We start from the raw sequence: 21,852 nt of genomic DNA on the forward strand, positions 1-21,852 counted from the left end.
TCGCCAGACCCGGCCCGGACACCGCCCAAAACGACGATTGTGCCGCATTCGCCAGCACGCCGGCAGGGCGCTGGCACAGCTATTGCACACCCCCGGTGAAAATAACAGGCTGCCATGAACCGCGAACCGGATTTCCTGCAAAACCTCCAGACCGAGCTGTCCAACGGGCGCCTGTGGTTCGACCGCGCCGTGGTGCTGATGTACGCAGTGGCCGCCGGTCTGCTGGTGGTGGCCTTCACGCTGCTCAGCGACTGGAGCTTCAGCCTGTTCGAGGCGCTCTACGGCTACAACCCATGGCTGGTCCTGCTCTGGACACCTGCGCTGACCGCAGCCATCGTCTGGCTGACACGACGCGACTTTCCGGGCGCGGCGGGCTCGGGCATTCCGCAGGTGATGGCGGCACTGGACCCGGCCACGCCACCAGAATCGCGCAGCCGTTTTGTGTCCTTGCGGCTGGCGCTGGCCAAGATGGGGCTGGCGGCCGGTGGCATGCTGGCCGGACTCTCGATTGGCCGCGAAGGGCCATCGGTGCAGGTGGCAGCCGGCGTGATGCACCATGCACGCCGCTGGATACGGCCCGAGTCGGGCATGAACGCCCACGCACTGCTGGTGGCGGGTGGTGCGGCTGGCATTGCGGCGGCCTTCAACGCGCCGCTGGCCGGGGTGGTGTTTGCCATCGAGGAGCTGTCGCGCAAGCTGGCGATGCGCGGCAGCGGCCTGATCATCGTGGCCATCGTGCTGGCCGGTCTGATCGGGGTGTCGGTGTTCGGCAACGTGAGCTATTTCGGCGTCATCAAGGTGCCGCCACTGGGCTGGGCGGCGGTGCTGCCCGGTCTGGCGGTGGCGCTGCTGTGCGGGCTGCTGGGCGGTGTGTTTTCGCGGCTGCTTGCGGCCTCGCTCACCGGCTCGCCCGACCGCATCAGCCAGTGGCGCCAGCGCCACCCGGTGCGCTTTGCGGCGGCGGGCGGGCTGGTGATTGCCGTCATTGGCCTGGCGAGCCAGGGGGCCACCTTTGGCGCCGGCTCTGGCGCGGTGATGCAGATGCTGGCCGGCGAGACAGAAGTGCCTTCGCTCTACGTGCTGCTCAAGTTCATCGCCACCTGGCTCGCTGCGTGGTGCGGTGTGCCGGGCGGTATTTTTGCGCCCTCGCTGTCGATTGGCGCCGGCGTGGGCCACAACGTCGCAGAACTGGTCAGCCCTGAATTGGGCGCTGCGTTGATTGCCATGGGCATGACGGCTTTTCTGGCTGCGGTGACGCAGGCGCCGTTGACGGCCTTCATCATCGTGATGGAAATGGTCGACGGCCGCGCCATGGTCTTCAGCCTGATGCTGGCGGCCATGTTGGCCAGCCTGGTATCGCGGCTGCTGAGCCGGCCGCTGTATGAAACGCTGGCGCAGCATCTGGTGAACAGCCTTCCCACAAGCGCCGCAGCACCTGAGCCGCAGCCTGCGGCAGAACGGCCTGCGCCCAATTGACTGGCGCTCAGCGCAAGTTCAGTGCGAGGCTTGCTTGCGCTTCAGGGCTGGCAGCAACCACCAGGCCAGCAACAACCACAGCAGCGAGAGCCCGGCCATGGCACCGAACAGCACGCCGGTGCCGCCGCTCTTGAGCAGCAGGCCGCCCAGCGCGCCACCGGCGAAAAGGCCCAGCGATTGCGCTGTGTTGAAGACGCCCAGTGCCGAGCCGCGGCTCGAAGCAGGAATCAGGCGCGACACCAGACTGGGCAGGCTGGCTTCGAGAATGTTGAAACTGCAGAAAAACAGCAGGATCAGCGTGGCCAGCCCCCACAGCGTTGGCGCACCGGCGATTTCCAGAAAGCCCAGTTGAACCAGCGCCAGCAGGGCAATAGCCGCCAGCAAGACGGCGCGCAAGTGGCCACGGCGCTCCATCGGAAACAGCGTGCCGCCCATCACCACAAACGACGCCAGCACCGCCGGCAGGTACACATGCCAGTGCAGGGATTTGTCCAGCCCGGCCTGCACCAGCATCGCCGGCACCGCAACCCACATCGCGAGCTGCACGGCATTGAGCGCAAACACGCCGAAATTCAGGCCCAGCAGTTCGCGGTTGCGCAGCACGTCCCAGAAGCGGCCTCCCTGCAGGTCCTTGTGCTGGGGCGGCTCGGCCGGCACCAGCCGCAGCGTGATGAAGATGCCCGCCAGCGCCATCAGCCCGGTGGTGGCAAACAGGCCCGACAGCCCGATGTGGGTGTTGAGCAGCGGCGCCAGCACCAATGACAGCGCAAACATCAGGCCGATGCTGCCGCCCAGCAGCGCCAGACCCTTGGTGCGCACCTCGTCGCGGGTCAGGTCAGCCAGCAGGGCCGTGACCGCCGCCGACATGGCACCAGCGCCCTGCAAGGCGCGGCCAATCATCAGCCCGTGGATGTCCTGTGCCGCTGCGGCTACAAAGCTGCCCGCAGCAAACACCAGCAAGCCAACCACGATGACCCGCTTGCGACCCCAGGCATCGGACGCCATGCCGAAGGGAATCTGCAGCAGGGCCTGTGTGAGGCCAAACAGGCCCATGGTCAGGCCCACCAGCGCCGGGTCCTGCCCGCCGGGGTAACGCGCCGCTTCCAGCACGAACACCGGTAGCACCAGAAACAGGCCCAGCATGCGCAGCGCAAAAATCGACGACAGCCAGACGCTCGCACGGCGCTCGGTGGCGGTCATGGCGGACGCTGGAACAGGCGGAACGGGAATGGCAGCCAAGGCGGTGGATCGACGCGATGAGAAAAACAGGGTGGGCAAGCACCCCCAGGAAGGCGAGGCCCAATGCCCCGGCTCCCCGACGGGCCCCAGCGGCTATTGTGCTTGAAACACCGCAACGCTCTATGATGGAAGGTTTTGCGGCGCACCCTTTCCAGTGAACTCTCCCAACGACAGCAAATACCTTGAGGCCCGCGAGGCAGCTCGCGCTGCCGGCGCGGCGAAAGACCGTCCTGCACCCCCCGCAGGAGCGGGCGTATTCCCCATGCAGAGAATCAGCATCAGAGGGGCACGCACGCACAACCTCAAGAACATCGACCTCGACATTCCGCGCAACCAGCTGGTGGTCATCACCGGCCTGAGCGGTTCGGGCAAATCGTCCCTCGCCTTTGACACGCTGTATGCCGAGGGGCAGCGGCGCTATGTCGAGAGCCTGTCGACCTATGCGCGGCAGTTTCTGCAGCTGATGGACAAGCCCGACGTCGACATGATCGAAGGCCTGTCGCCCGCGATTTCGATTGAGCAGAAAGCCACCTCGCACAACCCGCGGTCCACCGTGGGCACGGTCACCGAAATCCACGATTACCTGCGCCTGCTGTTCGCCCGCGCTGGCACGCCCTATTGCCCGGACCACGATCTGCCGCTGCAGGCGCAAAGCGTCAGTGAGATGGTGGACCATGTGCTGGCACTGCCCGAAGACACCAAGCTGATGATCCTCGCGCCGGTGGCGCGCGACCGCAAGGGCGAGTTTGCCGATGTGTTTACCGAAATGCAGGCCCATGGCTATGTGCGCTTTCGCATCAATGGCACGGCGTACGAGTTTGACGAGCTGCCCAAGCTCAAGAAGAACGAGAAGCACGACATCGACGTGGTGATTGACCGCATCAAGGTGCGTGCCGACATGCAGCAGCGCCTGGCCGAGAGCTTCGAGGCTGCCCTGCGGCTGGCCGACGGCAAAGCGATTGCGCTGGAGATGGACACCGGCAAGGAACACCTGTTCAGCGCCAAGTTTTCGTGCCCGGTCTGCAGCTACAGCCTGAGCGAGATGGAGCCACGGCTCTTTTCCTTCAACTCGCCAGTCGGCGCCTGCCCGAGCTGCGACGGCCTCGGCCACCGGGAGTTTTTTGACCCGTCACGCGTGGTGGCGTTTCCGTCGCTGAGTCTGGCGAGCGGCGCCGTGAAGGGCTGGGACCGGCGCAACGGCTACTACTTCTCGATGCTGGAGAGCCTGGCCAAGCACTACCAGTTCGACATTGAAGGCGCGTTTGAAGACCTGCCTGACAGCGTGCGGCAGGTGGTGCTGTACGGCTCCGGCGATGAGGAAATCAAGTTCAGCTACGTGATGGATTCGGGTAACTCGGCCGGCAAGCGGGTCACCAAGAAACATGCGTTTGAGGGCGTGATCACCAACTTCGAGCGCCGCTACCGCGAGACTGACTCGTCCGCCGTACGCGAAGAACTGGCCCGCTACCGCGGCGTGCAGCCTTGCCCTGACTGCCAGGGCACAAGGCTGCGGCGCGAGGCACGCCATGTGTACCTGGTCGGCGCCCCGTCACCGAACAGCGACGGAACGGCGACTCCACACCGCAAGGCGATTTTTGAAATCAGCCGCATCACCCTGCGCGAGTGCTTTGACTACTTCAACACCCTGACCATGCAGGGTGCCAAGGCCGAGATTGCCGCCAAGGTGGTGCGCGAGATTGGCCTGCGCCTGAAGTTCCTGAACGACGTAGGCCTGAATTACCTGAGCCTGGACCGCAGCGCCGAAACGCTTTCGGGTGGCGAGTCACAGCGCATCCGGCTGGCGTCGCAGATCGGCTCGGGCCTGACCGGCGTGATGTATGTGCTGGACGAGCCCAGCATCGGCCTGCACCAGCGCGACAACGACCGCCTGATCGGTACGCTCAAACACCTGCGCGATATCGGCAACAGCGTGCTGGTGGTGGAACACGACGAGGACATGATCCGCGCCGCTGACCATGTGATCGACATGGGGCCGGGCGCCGGCATCCACGGCGGACGTGTGATGGCACAGGGCACCTTTGAAGAAGTGCAGGCCCACCCCGACTCGCTGACCGGCAAGTACCTGGCCCAGGTGCTGAAGATTGCGGTGCCCAGTCGTCGCACACCCTGGCTGCCCACCGTGAAGGCCCAGCAGGCGGCCGAGAAGAAAAAGGCTTCGCGCTTTCCGCAAAGCCCAGCTGCCGAGCGGCGTGCCGCGCGCGAGGCGGTGCACCAGGCCACGCTGGGCGACATGCAGGCGCTACGCGTCATCAACGCCACCGGCCACAACCTCAAAGGCGTGAGCGTGGAGTTCCCGGTCGGCCTGCTGACCTGTGTGACCGGTGTTTCGGGCTCCGGCAAGTCCACGCTGGTCAACGACACGCTGTACACCGCCGTCGCCCGCACGTTGTACCGCGCACATGAAGAACCCGCCGCGCACGACAGCATTGAGGGCATCGAGCACTTCGACAAGGTCATCAACGTCGACCAGAGCCCGATTGGCCGCACGCCGCGCAGCAACCCGGCCACCTACACCGGCCTCTTCACGCCGATCCGCGAGCTGATGGCCGAGATGAACACCGCACGCGAACGCGGTTACGGCGCCGGGCGCTTTTCCTTCAACGTCGCCGGTGGCCGCTGCGAGGCCTGCCAGGGCGATGGCGTGGTGAAGGTCGAAATGCACTTCCTGCCTGACGTGTACGTGCCCTGCGACGTCTGCAAGGGCATGCGCTACAACCGCGAAACGCTGGAAGTGCAGTACAAGGGCAAGAACATCGCGCAGATTCTCGACCTCACGGTGGAAGCGGCGGCCGAGTTCTTCAAGGCGGTGCCGACGATTGCGCGCAAGCTGCACACGCTGCTGGATGTGGGCCTGTCTTACATCAAGCTGGGCCAGGCCGCGACGACGCTCTCGGGCGGCGAGGCGCAGCGCGTCAAGTTGGCGCTGGAACTGAGCAAGCGCGACACCGGCCGCACGCTCTACATCCTCGATGAGCCCACCACCGGGCTGCACTTTGCCGACATCGACCTGCTGCTCAAGGTGCTGCACCAGCTGCGCGATGCGGGCAACACCATCGTCGTCATCGAGCACAACCTGGACGTCATCAAGACCGCCGACTGGCTGATCGACATGGGTCCGGAAGGCGGCGCTGGCGGCGGCACCGTGGTCGGCGTGGGAACGCCCGAAGACATCGCCGCCAACCCGGCCAGCCACACCGGGCGCTACCTGCGCCGGATGCTCGACCTCTGATCCGCCGACCCGGCTCGCGACCGGGCACGCGAATTGCGTCGCAGTCGTCGTCCGGCCCGGCGGTCATTCAATCCCCTTCCATCCAGGTCCCTGCACAAGGCAGGCGCCGGGGCAGGCCGTGACCGATGCCTGTGCACCTTTACCGGTCACCTATGCGGATTAGGTTGGTTTCGCGTTGGTTTGATGCATATCAGTTGATAGTTTTGTTGTCCGGCGGTAATGTAGTAACCAATCGTGACAAACGTAAACCAATCCAACACCCAGGGGGCCGAAAAGGCCCGAGCAAGCTCAGCGCGGTCACGCCGCGCCGGAGTGCTGTGGCACTGGCTGCTCGCGCTCGCGCTGGGGCTGTTCTTTCAGACGGCCCAGGCACGCCAGATTCTTGACCTCGACGAGCTTCGCCAGCCTGTGACCATGCTCGACTGGGGCGACGCGCTGATCGACGAAACGGGTAAAAAAACCATCGCTGACATCGTTGGCATGCCGCTGACCCAGTTCACCCCGACCGGGCCCTGGCGCCAGTACGACCTGCCGCCGGGCGCGGTGCTGTGGGTGCGGTTCAGCATTCCAGCCGCGCCAGATGCAGAGCGCTGGTACCTCAAGCTCACCACCCCCGGGCTCGACAGCGTGACGCTCTACACGCGTGGAAACGACGACAACTGGGGCGTGCAGAAGGCCGGCGACCTGATGCCGGTGGCCGACTGGCCGCTGCCCAACATCTACCCGGTGTTTCCACTCAGTGTGTCGGCAGAAGACCTGTCGGTGTATGCGCTGCGCATCGAGAACCGGCAGCGCTTTTATGTACCAATTGCCTTTGAAAACGAAAGCGGCCTGAGCACCAGCCTGCAGGGCCGCTCGATGGTGTATGGCTTCTATTTCGGCCTGCTGATGATGGTGGCCGGCTTCGCGCTGTTCACCTCGCTGGCGCTGCGCGATCTGGCCCATGCGGCCTTTGGCCTCTGGACGGTGATGCTGACCGTGGCGATTGCCAGTGACCAGGGGGTGGGCGGCATGCATCTGTGGCCGCAGCTGGCGCAGTGGAACGATGCATCGCGCTACGTGATGCCGGTACTCAGTCTGGCGCCGCTGCTGGTCTTCACCGCGCAGTCGATCTCGCTGCGGGCCCGCAAGCCGTGGCTGTACGCTGCCTTCTGGTCGCTGGCGCTGGTGGCGCTGGGCATTGGCGCCAGCGTGTATGCCGCAGACAATCCGGCCCGCATGCTGATTGCCGCGTCGGCCTGTGTGGTGGCGGCCCTGCTGTGCACCGCGGCCACGGTGTGGGCGCTGGCCAGCGGCGACCGGTTTGCCGGCTGGCTGCTGGTCGGCTTTGCGCCGCTGCTGGCCGCACTGACGGTGAGCATGGTCCACGCCGCCGGCTGGGTGGGCGCCAGCCTGGTGACCGAGTACGCCGCGCCGCTCTCGGCTGGCATCGCGATTCCTTTCGTCTTCTTTGTGCTGATGCTGCGGGGCCAGGAACGGCGCGACTACCAGCGGCGCATTTCGCAGATTGACCGGGTCGACCCGGCCACCGGCCTGATCAACGATCTGGTGTTCATGCACCGCATGCGCAGCATGATCGAGCGCTCGATCCGCCTCAACCAGCAAAGCGCCGTGGTGGTGATGGATGTGGCTAACCGCGCCGAAATCTTCGACGACTTCGGCCGGCGCAACACACTGAAAGTGATCCTGCGTCTGGCCGGCCGCCTGACCAACATCATGCGTGACGTGGACACCGTCGCGCGGCTGGGCGACGCCCGCTTTGGCCTGCTGGTGGAGGGGCCGGTGCCTGCAGACCGCATCACCGGCATGGCCACCAAGATTCTGGCCCGCTGCATTGCGCCTTTTCCCGGCATGCCGGTTGGTCTGGTGCTCAAACCCAAGATCGCCGTGATCGTGGTGCCACTGCAGGCCCAGACCCCGGAAGACGCGATGGCGCAGCTCAACCGGCTGCTGATGGAAGCGGCACCCGACTACCGCAAAAACATCTTCACGCTCGATTTGCAGAGCGTGCCGCCGTCGTCCCAGTGACCGGCAGCGCGCCATCTGGGTGAAAATAGCCCTCCCTGACTGATTCACCCCCTCCTGCCATGTCCTCCATCACCCTGCGCTTTCTGGCCGAACCCAACACCGTCAACTTTGGTGGCAAGGTGCACGGCGGCACCGTGATGAAGTGGATTGATGAGGCCGGCTATGCCTGCGCCACCCGCTGGGCCAAGCGCTATTGCGTCACCGTCTCGGTGGGCACCATCCGCTTTCAGCGCCCCATCATGATCGGCGACCTGGTCGAGGTCGAGGCACGGCTCGCCTACACCGGCCGCACCAGCATGAACATCGCAGTGGAAGTGCGCGCCGGCGACATGAAGACCGGCCAGATGCAGGTCATCACCGAATGCGTGGTGGTGTTTGTCGCGGTGGACCCGGCCGGCAACACCATTGCTGTCGAGCCGTGGCTGCCTGAAACACCGGGCGACATGGCGCTGGCCCAGCAGGTCAAGGCGCATCTGGACCTGGCCCGGGCCCAGCAGCCCGCAGCCTGACCCAGCCCCATTTCCGCAGTTCCCCCTGCCACCCGATCGCTTGTCCATGCCACCTGCCGCCTTGACCGGGCGCGACTTCGCGGCCGCCCTGACTGTGGTGGTGCTGTGGGGCGTGAATTTCGTCGTGATGAAGTACGCCCTGCGCGACTTCACGCCCTTCCAGCTCGGCGCCGCGCGCTATGTGTTTGCGGTGCTGCCGCTGGTGCTGATCATCCGGCCGCCCAAGGTTCCGGTGAAGTGGCTGCTGCTTTATGGCCTGTTGCAGGGTGTGGGGCAATTCGGCATCCTGTTCATCGCACTGCAGGTCGGCATGACGGCGGCGCTGGCCTCGGTGCTCCTGCAAACCCAGGTGTTTTTCACGGCACTGTTCGGCTTTGTGCTGCTGCGTGAGCGCGCCAGTCGCCCGCTGCAGGCCGGACTGGTGCTGGCTGCGCTGGGGCTCGCCTGCTTTGCCGCCAACTACCTCGGCGCTGGCCACGCGGGGGGCACCACTGCGCTGGGTTTTGTGCTGACGCTGGGCGCTGCTGCCATGTGGGCAATGTCCAACATCGTCGCGCGTCGCGCACAGCAGGAGGCGGTGACCTACTCGCCGATCTCATTTGTGGTGTGGAGCAGCTCGGTTGCGGTGCTGCCTTTTGTGGCGCTGTCGTACGCGTTTGATCCAGAGGCCACACGCTGGCAATGGCTGGAGGCGCGCACCTCCAGCTGGCTGGCCGTGGCTTACCTCGGCTGGGTCGCCACCATCATCGGCTACAGCCTGTGGACCGGCCTGCTCAAGCGGCATCCGGCCAATCGCGTGGCCCCGTTCAGCCTCGGCGTGCCGGTGGTGGGGCTGGCCACCGGCATGCTGGTGCTGGGCGAGGTGATCACCCCCTGGCAATGGGCCGGCATCGCGCTGGTGGTCGCGGCGCTGGTGTGTGTGATGCTGGGCGGGCGACTCGGACGCACCTGAACAGTCTGTCTGCCGAGGATTTGCCAGAAACTTGCCGCATGCCAAGCGGCAGCACCGTACGCTGGCGCACAGTAACTGCACCCACAAACGCACACGATCTGCTCTAGGCGCATCGGACTACAGCCGTACCCTCGCCGCGCTGGCGCGCGCAGGCACTGCAGGCACCTACATTGCGGGATGCTCTTTTTTTCCATCCCTCCAAAGCCTCCGGCATGATGATTCCAGCGACCTGGCGCACGGCCTGCTGCAGCCTGTTTCTGGTGATCGGTCTGAGCGCTTGCCAGGACCCGCCCGCAAGAGTGGCCGACACCGCGGCAGCGCCCAAGCCGTCGGGTATCGCCTCGGCGCCGCACGACCCCGGCGTGCTGCTGCTGCTCGTGCCGGACGGCCAGCTGCTCGATGCGCCCAGTGTCACCGCATGGCTGGATGCCGCCTCGGAAACCGGTGTGCGCATGCTGCCCGTGACCGATGCCGACTTCCTCGCACTCGGCCCCGCCGCACTCCAGTACGCCGGGCTGGTGCTGCCCGACCAGATGCACACCGTGGCGACCGACGCGCTGCTGCAAGCCGTGCGCCGCTACACCCAGGCAGGCGGCCACACGCTGCTCACCTATGACTTCGGCATTTTCAAACTCGATGGCAACCAGAAACCCACCTACTCGATCCCCCGGTCACGCCTGAGCGACCTAGCCGGCGTCGATTACGGCCTCTACGATGCCCTGCGCGAAAAAAGCACCGCCATCGGCAAGGTGGTGGCCATGCGCAGCACGCTGCGCGCCCTGCAGGTGCCGCCTGGCAAATCCATGGCCGACGTCAACCCGGCGGATACATCACCGGCATCAGCAGTGAACGCGGGCACTGACAGCATGGGCTTGCTCGCAACCTACCCGCCCCGCAGCAGCGCACCGCAGAGTGCGTCTGATGCCCTGGAGGTCTACAGCGGCTACCTGACTGGCGGGCTGGTGTACTCCAGCTTTGTCACGCAGGGCGCATTCAATGGCACCACGCTGGCGGCCTCGCGTGAAGCCGGGCTGGTGGCTGGCCTTCACACGCTGGGGCGCGGCAAGGTGCTGTTCGTGAACCTGCCGCTGACTTACCTGAAAGTGGCACGCACCGATGCGCTGCCGATGCACGGCTTTCTGCACTATTTCGCCACCCGGGTGCTGAACATGGCCCAGCTTTCGGCGGTGCCCAATGGCGTGGCTGGCCTGACGCTGAACTGGCACCTCGACTCTTTCGCCGCGCAGCAGCCCTCGCTGCAGCTGGAGAAGCTGGGCATCTTCGACGATGGCCCTTTCTCCATCGACATGACCGCCGGCCCCGACGCGGTGACCACTGGCGACGGCAAAGGCTGGAACCTGCCGCAGAACCCGATTGCACAGAACATGCTGCGGCGCTTTTCTGCGCGTGGTCATGCCATCGGCAGCCACGGCGGCTGGAACCACGACGACTACGGACTGAACGCCACCGAAGCCAACAGCGCGCTGTATCTGCCCTATCTGCAGGCCAATATGCAGGTCATCCAGCAGACTGTGGGCAACCCGCTGCGCGAATGGCTGGGCCTCAGAAGCCCGACCCCCGACGGCACGCCGGCTTTCTTCCTGCCGGTGGTGCGCTCACTCAAAACCGCCGCCGACAAGCTGCTGGGCCCGCTGGTTCGCCAGTACTCGCCACCGGTCGGCAACAACCCGACCTGGGCCATGGACTGGCTGGAGCAGCAAGGCGTGGTGGCGGCCTACTTCGCCGGGCACACCGGCCTCGGCCCCACCCGGCAATACCGCGACGGCCGGCTGCGCAATCCAGCGCTGTGGGTGTTCCCGGTCACGCCGGCCGGCTACTACGCGACCTTTGAGGAGTTCCAGGTCAACAAGGTGCCCCAGCAGGCGGTGGAAGACTGGTACCGCGATCTGGTGGATTTCGCCGTGAGCCACCACACCACGCGCATGGTGTACGTGCACCCCAACGGCGCCAATGTGTGGCCCACGGTTCTGCAGGATCTGCTGACACATGCCAGGGCGCAGGGACCGAGCCGCTTCCAGTGGTACACCATGCCGCGACTGGCCGACTTCATGACCACGCGCATGGCGGTGCAGTGGCGGGAGCAGCGTGTGGCCGGTGGTTTGTCGCAGTTTGAGGCCAGCCACCCGGGCAGCCTCAGCGAGATGGTCTGGCGACTCCCGAAGGCGCGCTATGCGGACTTGCCCCGCACCGACGATGGCAGCGTCACCATCGCCGACGGCGGCGACCACTGGATCATTCGTGCAGGCAACACCCACCGCGCACGCTTTTCAGCCTACGCGCGCTGATGCGGCGGAAAGTTACGCGGTGGGGCGAGCCGCCTGCAGCATGTCGCGCGTCTTGACCGCTTCGCGCCGCGCTGCCGCCGCAAAATCGTCGCCAGACGATGCATACAACACGGCACGCGAGGAATTGACGATGATGGGCGCGCCAGGCTTCCAGCCCGCGCGCACCGTCGCCACCGCGTCGCCGCCTTGCGCACCCACGCCGGGAATCAGCAGCGGCAGCGTGGGCGCCACTGCGCGCACCCGCTCGATTTCGGCGGGGTAGGTGGCGCCCACCACCAGACCGAGCTGGCCATTGAGGTTCCACGGCCCCTGCGCGAGGCGGGCCACATGCTCATACAACAGGGGCTGACCTTCCACCGAAGCGAAGCGCTGGTTCTGCAGGTCGTCACCGCCGGGGTTGGAGGTGCGGCACAGCAGGAACGCGCCTTTGCCTTCGTACTTCAAATATGGCGCCACCGAATCAAAGCCCATGAAGGGCGACAGCGTGACCGCGTCAGCGCCATAGCGCTCAAACGCTTCCTTCGCGTACTGCTCGGCCGTGCTGCCGATGTCGCCGCGCTTGGCGTCAAGAATGATGGGCACCTGTGGCGCCACGCGGCGCATGTGTTCCATCAGGCGCTCCAGCTGGCCTTCGGCGCGGTGGGCGGCGAAGTAGGCAATCTGCGGCTTGAACGCAATCACGAGGTCAGCCGTGGCATCGACAATGGCCGCGCAGAAGTCGTAAATCTTGTTGGCGTCGCCCTTGAACGCACCGGGAAACTTCGTGGGCTCCGGGTCCAGGCCCACGCACAGCATCGATTGGTTCTGGCGCTCCGCCGCTGCCAGCATGTCAAGAAAAGTCATTCCTCATTGTAGTAAGTCAGGGCTCCCCCTTAACCCAGCGGAGCCGTGGAACCGGCTTAGCCGGGACACAGGCGGACGGCCCCCTCGGCGGGGCAGCGACCCACACGAAGTGGGGGAGCGTGGGGGCACAATAACTTCATGCAACTCACACGCCGCCAACTGACCCTGCTGATTCTTCTCACGCTGGTGTGGGGTTTCAACTGGCCGGTGATGAAGCTCGGCATCACCGACTACCCGCCACTGACCTTCCGCGCCATCTCGATCTGGATCGGCTTGCCGGTGCTCGGTGTGGCGCTGGTGCTGATGAAGGTGCCGTTTACTGTTCCGCGTGAACGCTACCGCGAGCTGTTCTGGCTGGCGGCGGCCAATATGCTGGTGTGGCATGCGCTGATCATCATTGCCATCAAGCAGCTCAGCAGCGGACGCGCGGCCATCCTCGGTTACACCATGCCGATTTTCTCGGCGCTGCTGGGCGCGTGGGTGTTCGGTACGCAGCTGCAGCGCCGCAGCTGGCTCGGCGTGCTGGCAGCTGCAGTCGGCGTGACGCTGCTGCTGTGGTTCGAGTTGACCGACCTGTCGGGCAAGCCGGTTGCCGTACTGCTGGCGCTGGTGGCTGCAGCGACCTGGGCGCTGGGCACCCAGCTGCTGCGGCGCACCACCATTCCAGCGGCCACCCTCACGCTGTCGTTCTGGATGACCGCCATGACGGCGGTGATGCTCACGGTGCTCGGCGCCGTATTTGAATCGTCGCAATGGAAAGCGCCGTCTGCCGCCACCTGGGGCGCCATCGTCTACAACGCCGTGCTGATCTTCGGCTTTGCCCACGCTGCATGGTTCTCGCTGGCGCGTGACCTGCCACCGGTGGCTTCGACGTTGAGCGTGATGATGATTCCGGTACTCGGTGTGTTTTCGGGCGCGCTCTGGCTCGGCGAAGTGCTGCACTGGCAGGACTGGGCAGCCGTGGCGCTGATGGTGGTGGCTATCGCCTCGGTGCTGGCGCCCAGCCGCAGCGGAAAGAATTGACCATCAAACCCGTAAAGCCCGTCAACGCCCCGCGGCGACGGTGAGCACCAGACACAAATCGTCCCACGCACGGGCCTTGTCAGCCGGACTGCGCAGCAGGTAGGTGGCGTCGTAGGTGAGCACGGTACGCACGCCCTGCACCGTGTGCACCTGCCCACGCAGCCTGCCAAAGGGCTCGCCCGAACCGACCACCGCCTGACCGGCCAGCCGGCCCATCACGAGCAGCACATCGGGCTGAAATGACGCCATCAATTCCGGCAAGGCGGAGCCCAATGCAGCTGACGGTTCAGCCGCCGAACCAAGACGCGCCAGCGGCGCCAGATGCACCGTGGCACCCTGATGCAGACGCGCGGCGCGCAGCATGTTGTCGAGCAGCTTGCCGGCATCGCCCTCAAAGGGCTGGAAGGGTTTGCGCGCCAGCACCGCCTGCGGCGCCTCCACCAGCACCAGCCAGCGCGGGCCGGTGGAGGGTGCGGCTGCGGCATACAGCGCGGTGGGCGCGCCCAGGGCCCACGCTGCGGTAGCGCTGGCGGTGTCGGTGCTTGAACTGGGGAGCGGCGCGCTTGCCGATGCGGGCACGGCTGCCGGTGCGGCCACCACGGGTCGCACCGGTGCTGTCGGCGCAGAACGAACCGGCGTGGCCACTGTCTCGGGCGCCGTCGCAATGGAGGGCTCCGCTGGCAAGTCAGCCGCCGGGGGTGCCATGGGCAACCACACGCGCACGCCCATCTCGCGCAGCATGGCGCGGTGGCGTTTGTCGAGTTGCAGGCTCATGGAGTGGTGCTTTTCGATGGAGGGCTGGTGTCGTTCACAGCGCCAAGCTCATGACGATGGCGTCTTCGCGCTGCCCGCCCTGGGCAGGGTAGTAATGGCGGCGCGTGCCAACATGGCGAAAACCGTACTGCTCATACACGGCCTTGGCGCGGGCGTTGCTCACGCGCACTTCCAGCCACAGCCACTGCGCGCCCTGCCCGCGCGACCACAGGGCCAGCGCGTCCAGCATCACGCGGGCCCAGCCCTGGCGCTGGTGTGCCGGCGCCACGGTGATGTTGAGCAAATGCACCTCGTCCACGCCCTTCATGGCGACAAAGTAACCGAGCAGTTCGCCTTCGGGCATGGCGCCGCCGCACAGCAGCTGCGCGTGGTAGCCCGCATTCAGCGAGTCGGTGAAATTGCCGTGCGACCATGGATGCGCGTAGGCGCTGTTCTCCACCCGCAGCACCGCCTCCAGCGACGCGGGCGTCATGGGTTCGAACTGCGCTTCAAGCGGTTGGAGGACGGCGTTCATGGGCATGGTGAGGTCAGGAAACGCTGGCAAGCTTCGCAGCTTTGAGCTGCTCGCGCTCTTCGGTCGTCTGGGCCACTTTATCCCGAACATACAACGGCAGGGCAAGCGCTGCATCGACGCACTGGCCCGCCGCCATCAGCGCCGGCGCCAGGCGCAGCAGCGCAGTGGCCGTCGGCAGTGCCTCGCGCTGCCGCGCGGCCGCCAATGCAGAGGGCAGGCGGTCTGCATATACCGTGAACACATTGCCGGCCCAGCAGTCGCTGGCGGGGTCAGGCTGCAGCGATTCCGGGCAGACCAGTTCGCCATTGCCCAGCGAGCGGCACACGTCACCCACAAATTCAAAGCCTTGCATATACATCTCGTCCATGCGGGCGTCGAGCAGGGCGGTCACGCGCCACGGCAGCTTCAAGGAATTGGCATCAGAAGCGCTTTCAAGCCAGCGGGCTTCTTCGGCCACCGCCATCAGCGTGTCGACCGGCAGCACTGGCACACCGGCCCCTTGCCGGGCACCAAAGGCCAGGCCCTGCGCCACCGCACACGCCGTGCGCAACCCGGTGAAGGAACCCGGCCCGCGGCCGAACACAATGGCATCAAGCCCGTCGATGGACAGCCCCGCCTCGGCCAGCAGCGACAGGATGGCCGGAATCAGCGAGGTCGAGGCCTGAGCTCCGCCCGGGCCGCTGTGCGACCACGTGCGCACGCCATCGCTCACGGCAATCGACAGGCGGTCGGTGCTGGTGTCAAAGGCGAGCAGTTTCGGAGCGGCGGGCATTCGCACGATTATCCCGTGTCGGAACTTCCCGGCTGGCGCTGCACGGATAATCCGCCCATGACGATTCCCCTGAGCCGCACACGGCCCTCTGCTGGCCTGTTCATCCCGCTGGCCCTGTGGCTGGCGAGCGGTTGGGCGACAGCGCAGGCCCTGCCGCCGGAAGTCGAGGCCCAACTGGCCCGCGCCAAGGTGCCGCGTGAGGCGCTCGCCGCCATCGTGGTCGACGCCGCGCCCGCACTGGCCGGCAAATCAACTCCCCTGCTGAGCCACCGCGCCAGCGTTGCGGTGAATCCCGCATCGGTGATGAAGCTGGTGACCACTTACGCCGGGCTGGAGCTGCTGGGCCCGGCCTACACCTGGAACACCCCGGTGTATGTGGACGGGCCGATCAGCAACGGCGTGCTGCAGGGCAACCTCATCATCCAGGGCCGGGGCGACCCGAAGCTGGTGCAGGAGCGCCTGTGGCTGCTGCTGCGCCGGGTGCAGGGGCTGGGCATCAAGACCATCACTGGCGACATCCTGCTGGACCGCAGTGCCTTTGCCGTCAGCGCGCCGAATCCGGGTGACTTTGACGGCGAACCGCTGCGGCCCTACAACGCCTCGCCCGACGCGCTGCTGCTGAACTACAAGTCGGTGGTGATGACCTTTGTGCCCAACCCCGGCAACGGCACCGCCAGCGTGAACTTCGAGCCGCCACTGGCCAATGTGCAAACGCCCTCCAGCGTGCCATTGACTGCCAGTCAGAACGGCGCTGCCAGCGACTGCGGCGACTACCGGGGAATGCTCAAGGCCGATTTTTCGGACCCGTTCCGCATCGTCTTTAACGGCAGCTACCCGGTCGGCTGTGGCGAGAAAGTCTGGCCCTTGGCCTATGCCGATCCGGCCAGCTACGCCGAGCGCGCCATCGCCGGCATGTGGGCCGAAATGGGCGGCAAACTCGGCGGCCGTGCCCGCGAAGGACGCGCTGCGCCTGGCCTGAAGCCGGCGTTTGAAGTCGTCTCGCCCACGCTGACCGAGGTGATCCGCGACATCAACAAGTTCAGCAACAACGTGATGGCGCAGCAGCTGTTCCTCACGCTCAGCCTGCGCCCGCGTAACGGCAGCCCGGACACGGCCGCAAGTTACGCCGCCTCGCGCGAGGTGGTTCGCGTCTGGTGGCGCGAGCGTTTTGGTGACGCGGAGCCGCCGCTGCTCGACAACGGATCGGGCCTGTCGCGCAGCGAGCGGGCCACGCCGCAAAGCCTGGCGCGCATGCTGCAGACGGCCTATCTGTCCGGCGCCATGCCGGAGTTGATGGCTTCTCTGCCCATCGTCGGCGTGGACGGCACCTTGAGGCGCAGCAGATCACGCACCGCGCAGGGCTGGGCCCACCTGAAAAGCGGCACGCTGCGCGACAGCACCGCGCTGGCCGGTTATGTGCACACCCCCAGCGGCAGGCGCCTGGTGGTGGTGGCCATCATCAACCACCCGAACGCACCGGCGGCGCGCCCGGCGCTGGAAGCCCTGGTCGACTGGGCCGTGAAAGAAGGCAACCCATGAACTGGACCGACACGGTTGGCTACATCGCCGCCACGCTGACCACGCTGAGCTTTGCCCCGCAGGCCTGGCTGACCTTTCGCACCCGCGATGTGAGCGGTATCTCGCTGGGCATGTACAGCGCCTTCACGCTGGGTGTGGCCCTGTGGCTGGCCTATGGCTGGATGGTGGGCGCCTGGCCCATCGTGGTGGCCAACGGCATCACGCTGCTGCTGGCGATGGCAATCCTCGGCATGAAGCTGGTGTACGGCAGCCGGCGCTGAGCCGCAACCGGTTCAGCGTTCGCGGCAATCCCGCAGCAGCACTTTCTCTTCACCCGAGCCACCAGACATGCGCTGATACAGGTGGCCCTCCGCGCTCTTGGTACGCCACAGGTAACCCAGCGCCTCGTCAACCGAGCCATAGGTGGCACCGGAACCGGTGGGCAGGGTCTTCATCAGCACCATGCGCCCGCGGTACTGCAAGGTCGCAAACGAGGGTCCGTCGTTGATGTTGAGATAGACCACCTGCAGGCGCTTGCCGCCGGCACAAAGGTAACTGACTGACGATGAGTTGAAGCCCGCAGCGGCGAGCGCCTGGGACCACGAGACCACAGGCCAGCCCAGAAGCAGGGACAGCGCTGCAGTGGCGGCTGTACGGCAGACGGTTGTTGACATGGACGCCCTCCTTTGCGGGAAAAATCAGCTCGCGGCCGCCCGGGCGAGCCGGTCACGGACGCCGTCCCATGCCACATCAGGCGGTGGCGGCTCGATCCAGATCAGCTTGACGCCTTTGGCATCGAACTCGCGCAGCACCGCAAACAATTGCTGCGCGGTGGCCAGCGCGTCGTCGGGCATGCGGCGGTACAGCACCTTGTCGGATTGGATGCGCACCACGCTGCGGGCATACACGGCCAGGTGCGCTGCATCGGGGCCCAGCAAATCCAGCGCGGTCTGGATGCCGGCGGCATTCATCAGACGCACCTTGGCGTCCGGTGCGTAGTGCGCCTCCAGGGTGCCCGATGCCCTCGGTGCAGCACGCGGTGTGGCGCCCGCCTCTGCCACCAGTTCGTCCTTGTCCAGCACCGCCTCGCCGCAGGCCGCCGCGAGTTGGTTGCGGGTCAATACACCGGGGCGTAGCAGTACTGGTCGGCCACGGGTGCAATCAACAATACTCGATTCGATGCCGACATCGCACGGGCCACCGTCCAGCACCAGCAGGCCGTCACCGAACTCCTGCTGCACATGCTGCGCGGTGGTCGGGCTGACGCGGCCAAATCGGTTGGCGCTGGGGCCGGCCACACCCGTCACGCCGCGTTCGAGGCAGGCCCACAGAAACGCCAGCGCCACCGGATGGTTCGGGCAACGCAGGCCAATCGAGTCCTGCCCGCCGGCGGTGGCTGTCGCGACGCCAGCGCGACGCGGCAGGATCACGGTGAGCGGGCCGGGCCAGAAAGCCTGCATCAGGCGCGCCGCAAAGGGCGGAATGGCACTGGCGTAAGCCGCCACCTGCTCTGCGCTGGCGACATGCACGATCAGCGGGTGATCGGCCGGCCGCCCCTTGGCGGCAAAGATGCCGGCCACCGCCGCATCGCTGGCGGCGTCTGCGCCCAGGCCGTAGACGGTTTCGGTCGGAAAGCCGACCAGGCCGCCGGACTGGATGCAGCGCGCGGCCTCTGCAATGGCGCTCGGGTCGCTGCCGGGGAGAACCATGGTGGGCCTACAGCGCCTCGAGTCCGGGCAGGCCCAGAATCTGCGCCGCGCGACGGGCGGTGGCTTTCACCGTGGCCACGTCCGCCGCCGTGATGTTGAGGTGGCCCATCTTGCGGCCACGCCGCGCCTCGGTCTTGCCGTAGAGGTGCAGATGGGCGCCGGGCAAGGCCAGGACGGCCTGCCAGTCTGGCGTGCGGGCACGACCCTGCGCGTCGAACCAGACATCGCCCAGCAGGTTGAGCATGATGGCCGGTGAATGCTGGCGCGGCTGGGGCAGAGGCAGACCGGCCATCGCATGCACCTGCAGATCGAACTGCGACACATCGCAGGCGTCGATGGTGTAGTGGCCACTGTTGTGCGGGCGCGGCGCCATTTCGTTGACGACCAGCGCACCGTCGGCGCTGCCGTCGTCGATGAGGAAGAACTCCACGCACAGCACGCCGACATAGCCGACATGCTCGGCAATCGCCCGGGTCGCGGCGCTTGCGCGCTCGGCCAGGGCTGGCGGCATGTTGCCGGCGTACGCGGCCGTCACCGCCAGGATGCCATCGACATGCACATTGAACTGCGGCGCGAAGCTCACCATCTGCCCGTCCCAGCCGCGCGCCACGATCACCGAGCACTCGGCTTTGAGTGGCAGCATTTTTTCGAGCACGCAGGGCACCTGCTTCAGGTCGGCCCAGGCCGCTGCCAGCGCGGCGGCGTCTTTCACCCGCACCTGGCCCTTGCCGTCGTAACCCATGCGGGCGGTTTTCAGGATGCCGGGCAACAACTGCGCTGGCACGGCCTGCAACTGGGCCGTGGTTTCAATCACCGCATAGGGCGCACAGGTCACACCGGCCAGCGCGCCGGGCTGGCTGCCCGCTTCATCGGCAGTAGCGGTGAAATGCGATTTCTCCTGCACGCGGTCCTGCGCAATCGCCACGGCAGCCGCACCCGGCGCCACCGGAATGCGTGCGGCCAGGGCCTTCAGCGCATCGGCAGGCACGTTCTCAAATTCAGTGGTCACTGCCCCGCACAGCGTGGCCAGCTGCGCCAGCCCTGCCGCGTCGCTGTAGCCGGTCTGGATGTGGTGGTGGCTGACCTGGCCGGCCGGGCTTTGCGGGTCCGGGTCCAGCACCGCCGTGAAGTAGCCGAGCCGCTGCGCCGCATGCACAAACATGCGGCCGAGCTGGCCGCCGCCCATGACACCCAAGGTGGCGCCCTGGCCTGTGGCCGACGCGGTGCCGGGGAACATCGGCAAGCCCTCGGGAAGACTCATGCCGGCGGCAGCGTCATGGCGCTGGCTGCGGCGGTCTGTTCGGCGCGATAGGCGTCGAGCTTGGCGGCCAGCGCCTTGTCGTGCAGGGCCAGCTGGGCCACCGCGAACAGCGCCGCGTTGGCCGCACCGGCATTGCCGATGGCGAAGGTGGCCACCGGAATGCCTTTGGGCATCTGGACAATGCTGTGCAGTGAATCGACGCCCTGCAGATGCTTGCTGGCCACCGGCACACCCAGCACCGGCACGGCGGTTTTGGCGGCCAGCATGCCGGGCAGATGAGCTGCGCCGCCCGCACCGGCAATGATGACCTGCAGACCACGGCCAGAGGCTTCCTCGGCATAGGCGAACAGCGCGTCGGGCATGCGGTGCGCCGAGACCACGCGGGCCTCGTGCGCCACACCGAAGTGGGTGAGGATCTGAACCGCGTGCTGCATGGTGTCCCAGTCGCTGCTGGAGCCCATCACCACACCCACGAGAGGTGCAGCCGGATTGTTGTTTGTGGTCATAAATGCCTTGTGCCCGATGAAGCCCGAACCAGAGATAAGGTCGATAAGGCCGATAAGGCCGGGGTGGCGCGCCATGCGGCGAGACGCCTGATTTTAAGGGCTGGGCCCATGCTATCGTCTGCCCCGCAGGCTGCGGCACCGCGCCGCGCTTGAAAATACCCTGAACAGCCTCAGCTCTGACCCACCATGATCGACGTTACCCTCGCCAATTTTGAACAGGAAGTGGTTGCCGCTTCCATGACCACCCCCGTGCTGATCGACTTCTGGGCGCCCTGGTGCGGGCCCTGCAAGTCGCTCGGGCCGATTCTGGAGAAGGTCGAGGTGGCGTATGGCGGTCGCTTCAAGCTGGTGAAGATCGACTCCGACCAGGAGCAGCAGCTGGGCGCGGCCTTCGGCATCCGCAGCATTCCGACCTGCATCCTGATGATGAACGGCCAGCCGGTCGACGGCTTTGCTGGCGCGCTGCCCGAAGGCAAGGTCAAGGAGTTTCTCGACAAGCACCTGCCCCCCGCGCCAGAGGCACCACCCGAAGCCGAAGAAGCGCTGCCCGACCCTGCCGCCGACCCGGAAGCCGCGCTGGAAAAACTGCAGCACACCGTCGCCACCAACCCGGCCGACGACAACGCCCGTTTCGATTACATCAAGCTGTTGATCCAGCTGGGCAGGCTGGACGATGCCAAGGTGGCATTTGCGCCAGTGATTGCGCAGACCGGCGTGGTGCGTCGCTTTGATTCACTGCAGCGCTGGATGAACGCCATCGACTTCGCGGCCGCCAGCCCCGACGCGGCAGCGGCCGTTGCCGCACTAGACGCGCGGATTGCCGGCAACAAGCGCGACTTTGAGGCCCGCTTTGACAAGGCGAAATACCTGACCGCCGCAGGACGATGGACCGACGCGCTGGACGAGTTGCTCGACATCCTGATGCGCGACAAGACCTGGTCCGAAGACCTGGCCCGGAAAACCTACATCGCCGTGCTCGACGTCATGGAAGCCCCGAAACCCAAAGTCGCCGACGGCCAGATTCCGCCGGAAGACCCGACGGTAGCGACCTACCGCCGGCGCCTCAGTAGCGTCATCCTGAGCTAAGAGAAGAAGTTCCCGTGCCAAAACATCGCGGAACCGGCTCAGCCGGGCCGCAGATGTTGCCCCCTTGAGGGGGTTCCGGCTACACG

The 21,852-nt window shown here is 66.3% G+C and carries 19 protein-coding genes; 10 read left to right on the plus strand and 9 right to left on the minus strand.

All coding sequences use genetic code 11. The features are described from left to right. Positions 1-114 precede the first annotated feature (114 nt). Positions 115-1,476 (plus strand): chloride channel protein, encoded by a 1,362-nt coding sequence (locus tag AAG793_RS14820; RefSeq protein ID WP_341909517.1) that lies wholly within the window; start codon positions 115-117, stop codon positions 1,474-1,476. A gap of 18 nt (positions 1,477-1,494) precedes the next feature. Here the strand turns inward: AAG793_RS14820 and AAG793_RS14825 are convergent, their stop codons facing one another. Continuing rightward, a complete protein-coding gene (locus tag AAG793_RS14825) occupies positions 1,495-2,676 on the minus strand; it encodes an MFS transporter (RefSeq protein WP_341909520.1) in 1,182 nt (393 codons plus the stop codon). 301 nt (positions 2,677-2,977) lie between these two features. On the opposite strand from AAG793_RS14825, the gene uvrA reads away from it, so the two are divergent. From uvrA to AAG793_RS14850, 5 genes are all read left to right on the plus strand, one after another. Then, positions 2,978-5,965: an excinuclease ABC subunit UvrA gene (uvrA, locus tag AAG793_RS14830; RefSeq protein ID WP_341909522.1), complete on the plus strand. Its 2,988-nt coding sequence runs from the start codon at positions 2,978-2,980 to the stop codon at positions 5,963-5,965. Positions 5,966-6,277: 312 nt separating this feature from the next. Continuing rightward, entirely contained in the window at positions 6,278-7,993 is a 1,716-nt protein-coding gene (locus AAG793_RS14835) for a 7TM diverse intracellular signaling domain-containing protein (protein WP_341909524.1), read from the plus strand. A gap of 59 nt (positions 7,994-8,052) precedes the next feature. Beyond that, the gene (locus AAG793_RS14840; protein ID WP_341909527.1) at positions 8,053-8,502 is read left to right on the plus strand and encodes an acyl-CoA thioesterase; all 450 of its coding nucleotides are present in this window, start codon (positions 8,053-8,055) and stop codon (positions 8,500-8,502) included. 46 nt (positions 8,503-8,548) lie between these two features. Continuing rightward, the gene (locus AAG793_RS14845; protein ID WP_341909529.1) at positions 8,549-9,454 is read left to right on the plus strand and encodes an EamA family transporter; all 906 of its coding nucleotides are present in this window, start codon (positions 8,549-8,551) and stop codon (positions 9,452-9,454) included. Positions 9,455-9,666: 212 nt separating this feature from the next. Continuing rightward, positions 9,667-11,760: a hypothetical protein gene (locus AAG793_RS14850; RefSeq protein WP_341909531.1), complete on the plus strand. Its 2,094-nt coding sequence runs from the start codon at positions 9,667-9,669 to the stop codon at positions 11,758-11,760. Positions 11,761-11,772: 12 nt separating this feature from the next. Here the strand turns inward: AAG793_RS14850 and pyrF are convergent, their stop codons facing one another. Further along, positions 11,773-12,603: an orotidine-5'-phosphate decarboxylase gene (gene pyrF, locus AAG793_RS14855; protein ID WP_341909533.1), complete on the minus strand. Its 831-nt coding sequence runs from the start codon at positions 12,601-12,603 to the stop codon at positions 11,773-11,775. A 138-nt stretch (positions 12,604-12,741) separates the two neighbouring features. Here pyrF and AAG793_RS14860 point away from each other — a divergent pair, with 138 nt between their 5' ends. Beyond that, the gene (locus AAG793_RS14860) at positions 12,742-13,626 is read left to right on the plus strand and encodes a DMT family transporter (protein WP_341909535.1); all 885 of its coding nucleotides are present in this window, start codon (positions 12,742-12,744) and stop codon (positions 13,624-13,626) included. 21 nt (positions 13,627-13,647) lie between these two features. Here AAG793_RS14860 and AAG793_RS14865 read toward each other — a convergent pair whose 3' ends face one another. From AAG793_RS14865 to tsaB, 3 genes are read right to left on the minus strand one after another with little or no spacing between them, the layout of a single operon-like run. Beyond that, positions 13,648-14,400, minus strand: coding sequence for a uracil-DNA glycosylase family protein (locus tag AAG793_RS14865; protein WP_341909537.1), 753 nt, complete (start codon positions 14,398-14,400; stop codon positions 13,648-13,650). A 34-nt stretch (positions 14,401-14,434) separates the two neighbouring features. Next, complete coding sequence (gene rimI, locus AAG793_RS14870) at positions 14,435-14,914, minus strand: ribosomal protein S18-alanine N-acetyltransferase (protein ID WP_341909539.1); 480 nt, start codon at positions 14,912-14,914, stop codon at positions 14,435-14,437. A gap of 13 nt (positions 14,915-14,927) precedes the next feature. Then, on the minus strand, positions 14,928-15,686 hold the full coding sequence (gene tsaB, locus AAG793_RS14875) for a tRNA (adenosine(37)-N6)-threonylcarbamoyltransferase complex dimerization subunit type 1 TsaB (RefSeq protein ID WP_341909541.1): 759 nt from the start codon (positions 15,684-15,686) through the stop codon (positions 14,928-14,930). A gap of 57 nt (positions 15,687-15,743) precedes the next feature. Here tsaB and dacB point away from each other — a divergent pair, with 57 nt between their 5' ends. Together dacB and AAG793_RS14885 are read left to right on the plus strand one after the other, a co-directional pair. Next, positions 15,744-17,225, plus strand: a complete 1,482-nt coding sequence (gene dacB, locus AAG793_RS14880) for a D-alanyl-D-alanine carboxypeptidase/D-alanyl-D-alanine-endopeptidase (RefSeq protein ID WP_341909544.1) — start codon at positions 15,744-15,746, stop codon at positions 17,223-17,225. Further along, entirely contained in the window at positions 17,222-17,485 is a 264-nt protein-coding gene (locus AAG793_RS14885) for a SemiSWEET transporter (protein ID WP_341909546.1), read from the plus strand. Before dacB ends, AAG793_RS14885 begins: the two co-directional genes overlap by 4 nt. A 12-nt stretch (positions 17,486-17,497) precedes the next feature. Here the strand turns inward: AAG793_RS14885 and AAG793_RS14890 are convergent, their stop codons facing one another. Genes AAG793_RS14890 through purE form a run of 4 tightly spaced genes read right to left on the minus strand, consistent with a single transcriptional unit; the run spans position 17,498 to position 20,680 of the window. Continuing rightward, on the minus strand, positions 17,498-17,878 hold the full coding sequence (locus AAG793_RS14890) for an MliC family protein (protein ID WP_341909549.1): 381 nt from the start codon (positions 17,876-17,878) through the stop codon (positions 17,498-17,500). A gap of 24 nt (positions 17,879-17,902) precedes the next feature. Next, a complete protein-coding gene (locus AAG793_RS14895; protein ID WP_341909551.1) occupies positions 17,903-18,913 on the minus strand; it encodes an L-threonylcarbamoyladenylate synthase in 1,011 nt (336 codons plus the stop codon). Positions 18,914-18,920: 7 nt separating this feature from the next. Beyond that, complete coding sequence (locus AAG793_RS14900; RefSeq protein ID WP_341909553.1) at positions 18,921-20,174, minus strand: 5-(carboxyamino)imidazole ribonucleotide synthase; 1,254 nt, start codon at positions 20,172-20,174, stop codon at positions 18,921-18,923. After that, a complete protein-coding gene (purE, locus tag AAG793_RS14905) occupies positions 20,171-20,680 on the minus strand; it encodes a 5-(carboxyamino)imidazole ribonucleotide mutase (protein ID WP_341909555.1) in 510 nt (169 codons plus the stop codon). The genes AAG793_RS14900 and purE overlap by 4 nt, the downstream gene beginning before the upstream one ends. A gap of 186 nt (positions 20,681-20,866) precedes the next feature. Between purE and trxA the strand changes: the two genes are divergently transcribed. Continuing rightward, on the plus strand, positions 20,867-21,766 hold the full coding sequence (gene trxA, locus AAG793_RS14910) for a thioredoxin (protein WP_341909557.1): 900 nt from the start codon (positions 20,867-20,869) through the stop codon (positions 21,764-21,766). The last annotated feature ends 86 nt before the right edge of the window (positions 21,767-21,852 follow it).

Source organism: Polaromonas sp. YR568 (assembly GCF_943372955.1).
Taxonomy (GTDB): Bacteria; Pseudomonadota; Gammaproteobacteria; order Burkholderiales; family Burkholderiaceae_C; genus Polaromonas.

Excerpts from the sequence above, each read along its gene's own strand:
- AAG793_RS14820 (WP_341909517.1), top strand. The coding sequence starts at position 115 with ATGAACCGCGAACCGGATTTCCTGCAAAACCTCCAGACCGAGCTGTCC.
- AAG793_RS14825 (WP_341909520.1), bottom strand. The coding sequence starts at position 2,676 with ATGACCGCCACCGAGCGCCGTGCGAGCGTCTGGCTGTCGTCGATTTTT.
- uvrA (WP_341909522.1), top strand. The coding sequence starts at position 2,978 with ATGCAGAGAATCAGCATCAGAGGGGCACGCACGCACAACCTCAAGAAC.
- AAG793_RS14840 (WP_341909527.1), top strand. The coding sequence starts at position 8,053 with ATGTCCTCCATCACCCTGCGCTTTCTGGCCGAACCCAACACCGTCAAC.
- AAG793_RS14845 (WP_341909529.1), top strand. The coding sequence starts at position 8,549 with ATGCCACCTGCCGCCTTGACCGGGCGCGACTTCGCGGCCGCCCTGACT.
- AAG793_RS14850 (WP_341909531.1), top strand. The coding sequence starts at position 9,667 with ATGATGATTCCAGCGACCTGGCGCACGGCCTGCTGCAGCCTGTTTCTG.
- pyrF (WP_341909533.1), bottom strand. The coding sequence starts at position 12,603 with ATGACTTTTCTTGACATGCTGGCAGCGGCGGAGCGCCAGAACCAATCG.
- AAG793_RS14860 (WP_341909535.1), top strand. The coding sequence starts at position 12,742 with ATGCAACTCACACGCCGCCAACTGACCCTGCTGATTCTTCTCACGCTG.
- AAG793_RS14865 (WP_341909537.1), bottom strand. The coding sequence starts at position 14,400 with ATGAGCCTGCAACTCGACAAACGCCACCGCGCCATGCTGCGCGAGATG.
- rimI (WP_341909539.1), bottom strand. The coding sequence starts at position 14,914 with ATGAACGCCGTCCTCCAACCGCTTGAAGCGCAGTTCGAACCCATGACG.
- tsaB (WP_341909541.1), bottom strand. The coding sequence starts at position 15,686 with ATGCCCGCCGCTCCGAAACTGCTCGCCTTTGACACCAGCACCGACCGC.
- dacB (WP_341909544.1), top strand. The coding sequence starts at position 15,744 with ATGACGATTCCCCTGAGCCGCACACGGCCCTCTGCTGGCCTGTTCATC.
- AAG793_RS14885 (WP_341909546.1), top strand. The coding sequence starts at position 17,222 with ATGAACTGGACCGACACGGTTGGCTACATCGCCGCCACGCTGACCACG.
- AAG793_RS14890 (WP_341909549.1), bottom strand. The coding sequence starts at position 17,878 with ATGTCAACAACCGTCTGCCGTACAGCCGCCACTGCAGCGCTGTCCCTG.
- AAG793_RS14895 (WP_341909551.1), bottom strand. The coding sequence starts at position 18,913 with ATGGTTCTCCCCGGCAGCGACCCGAGCGCCATTGCAGAGGCCGCGCGC.
- AAG793_RS14900 (WP_341909553.1), bottom strand. The coding sequence starts at position 20,174 with ATGAGTCTTCCCGAGGGCTTGCCGATGTTCCCCGGCACCGCGTCGGCC.
- purE (WP_341909555.1), bottom strand. The coding sequence starts at position 20,680 with ATGACCACAAACAACAATCCGGCTGCACCTCTCGTGGGTGTGGTGATG.
- trxA (WP_341909557.1), top strand. The coding sequence starts at position 20,867 with ATGATCGACGTTACCCTCGCCAATTTTGAACAGGAAGTGGTTGCCGCT.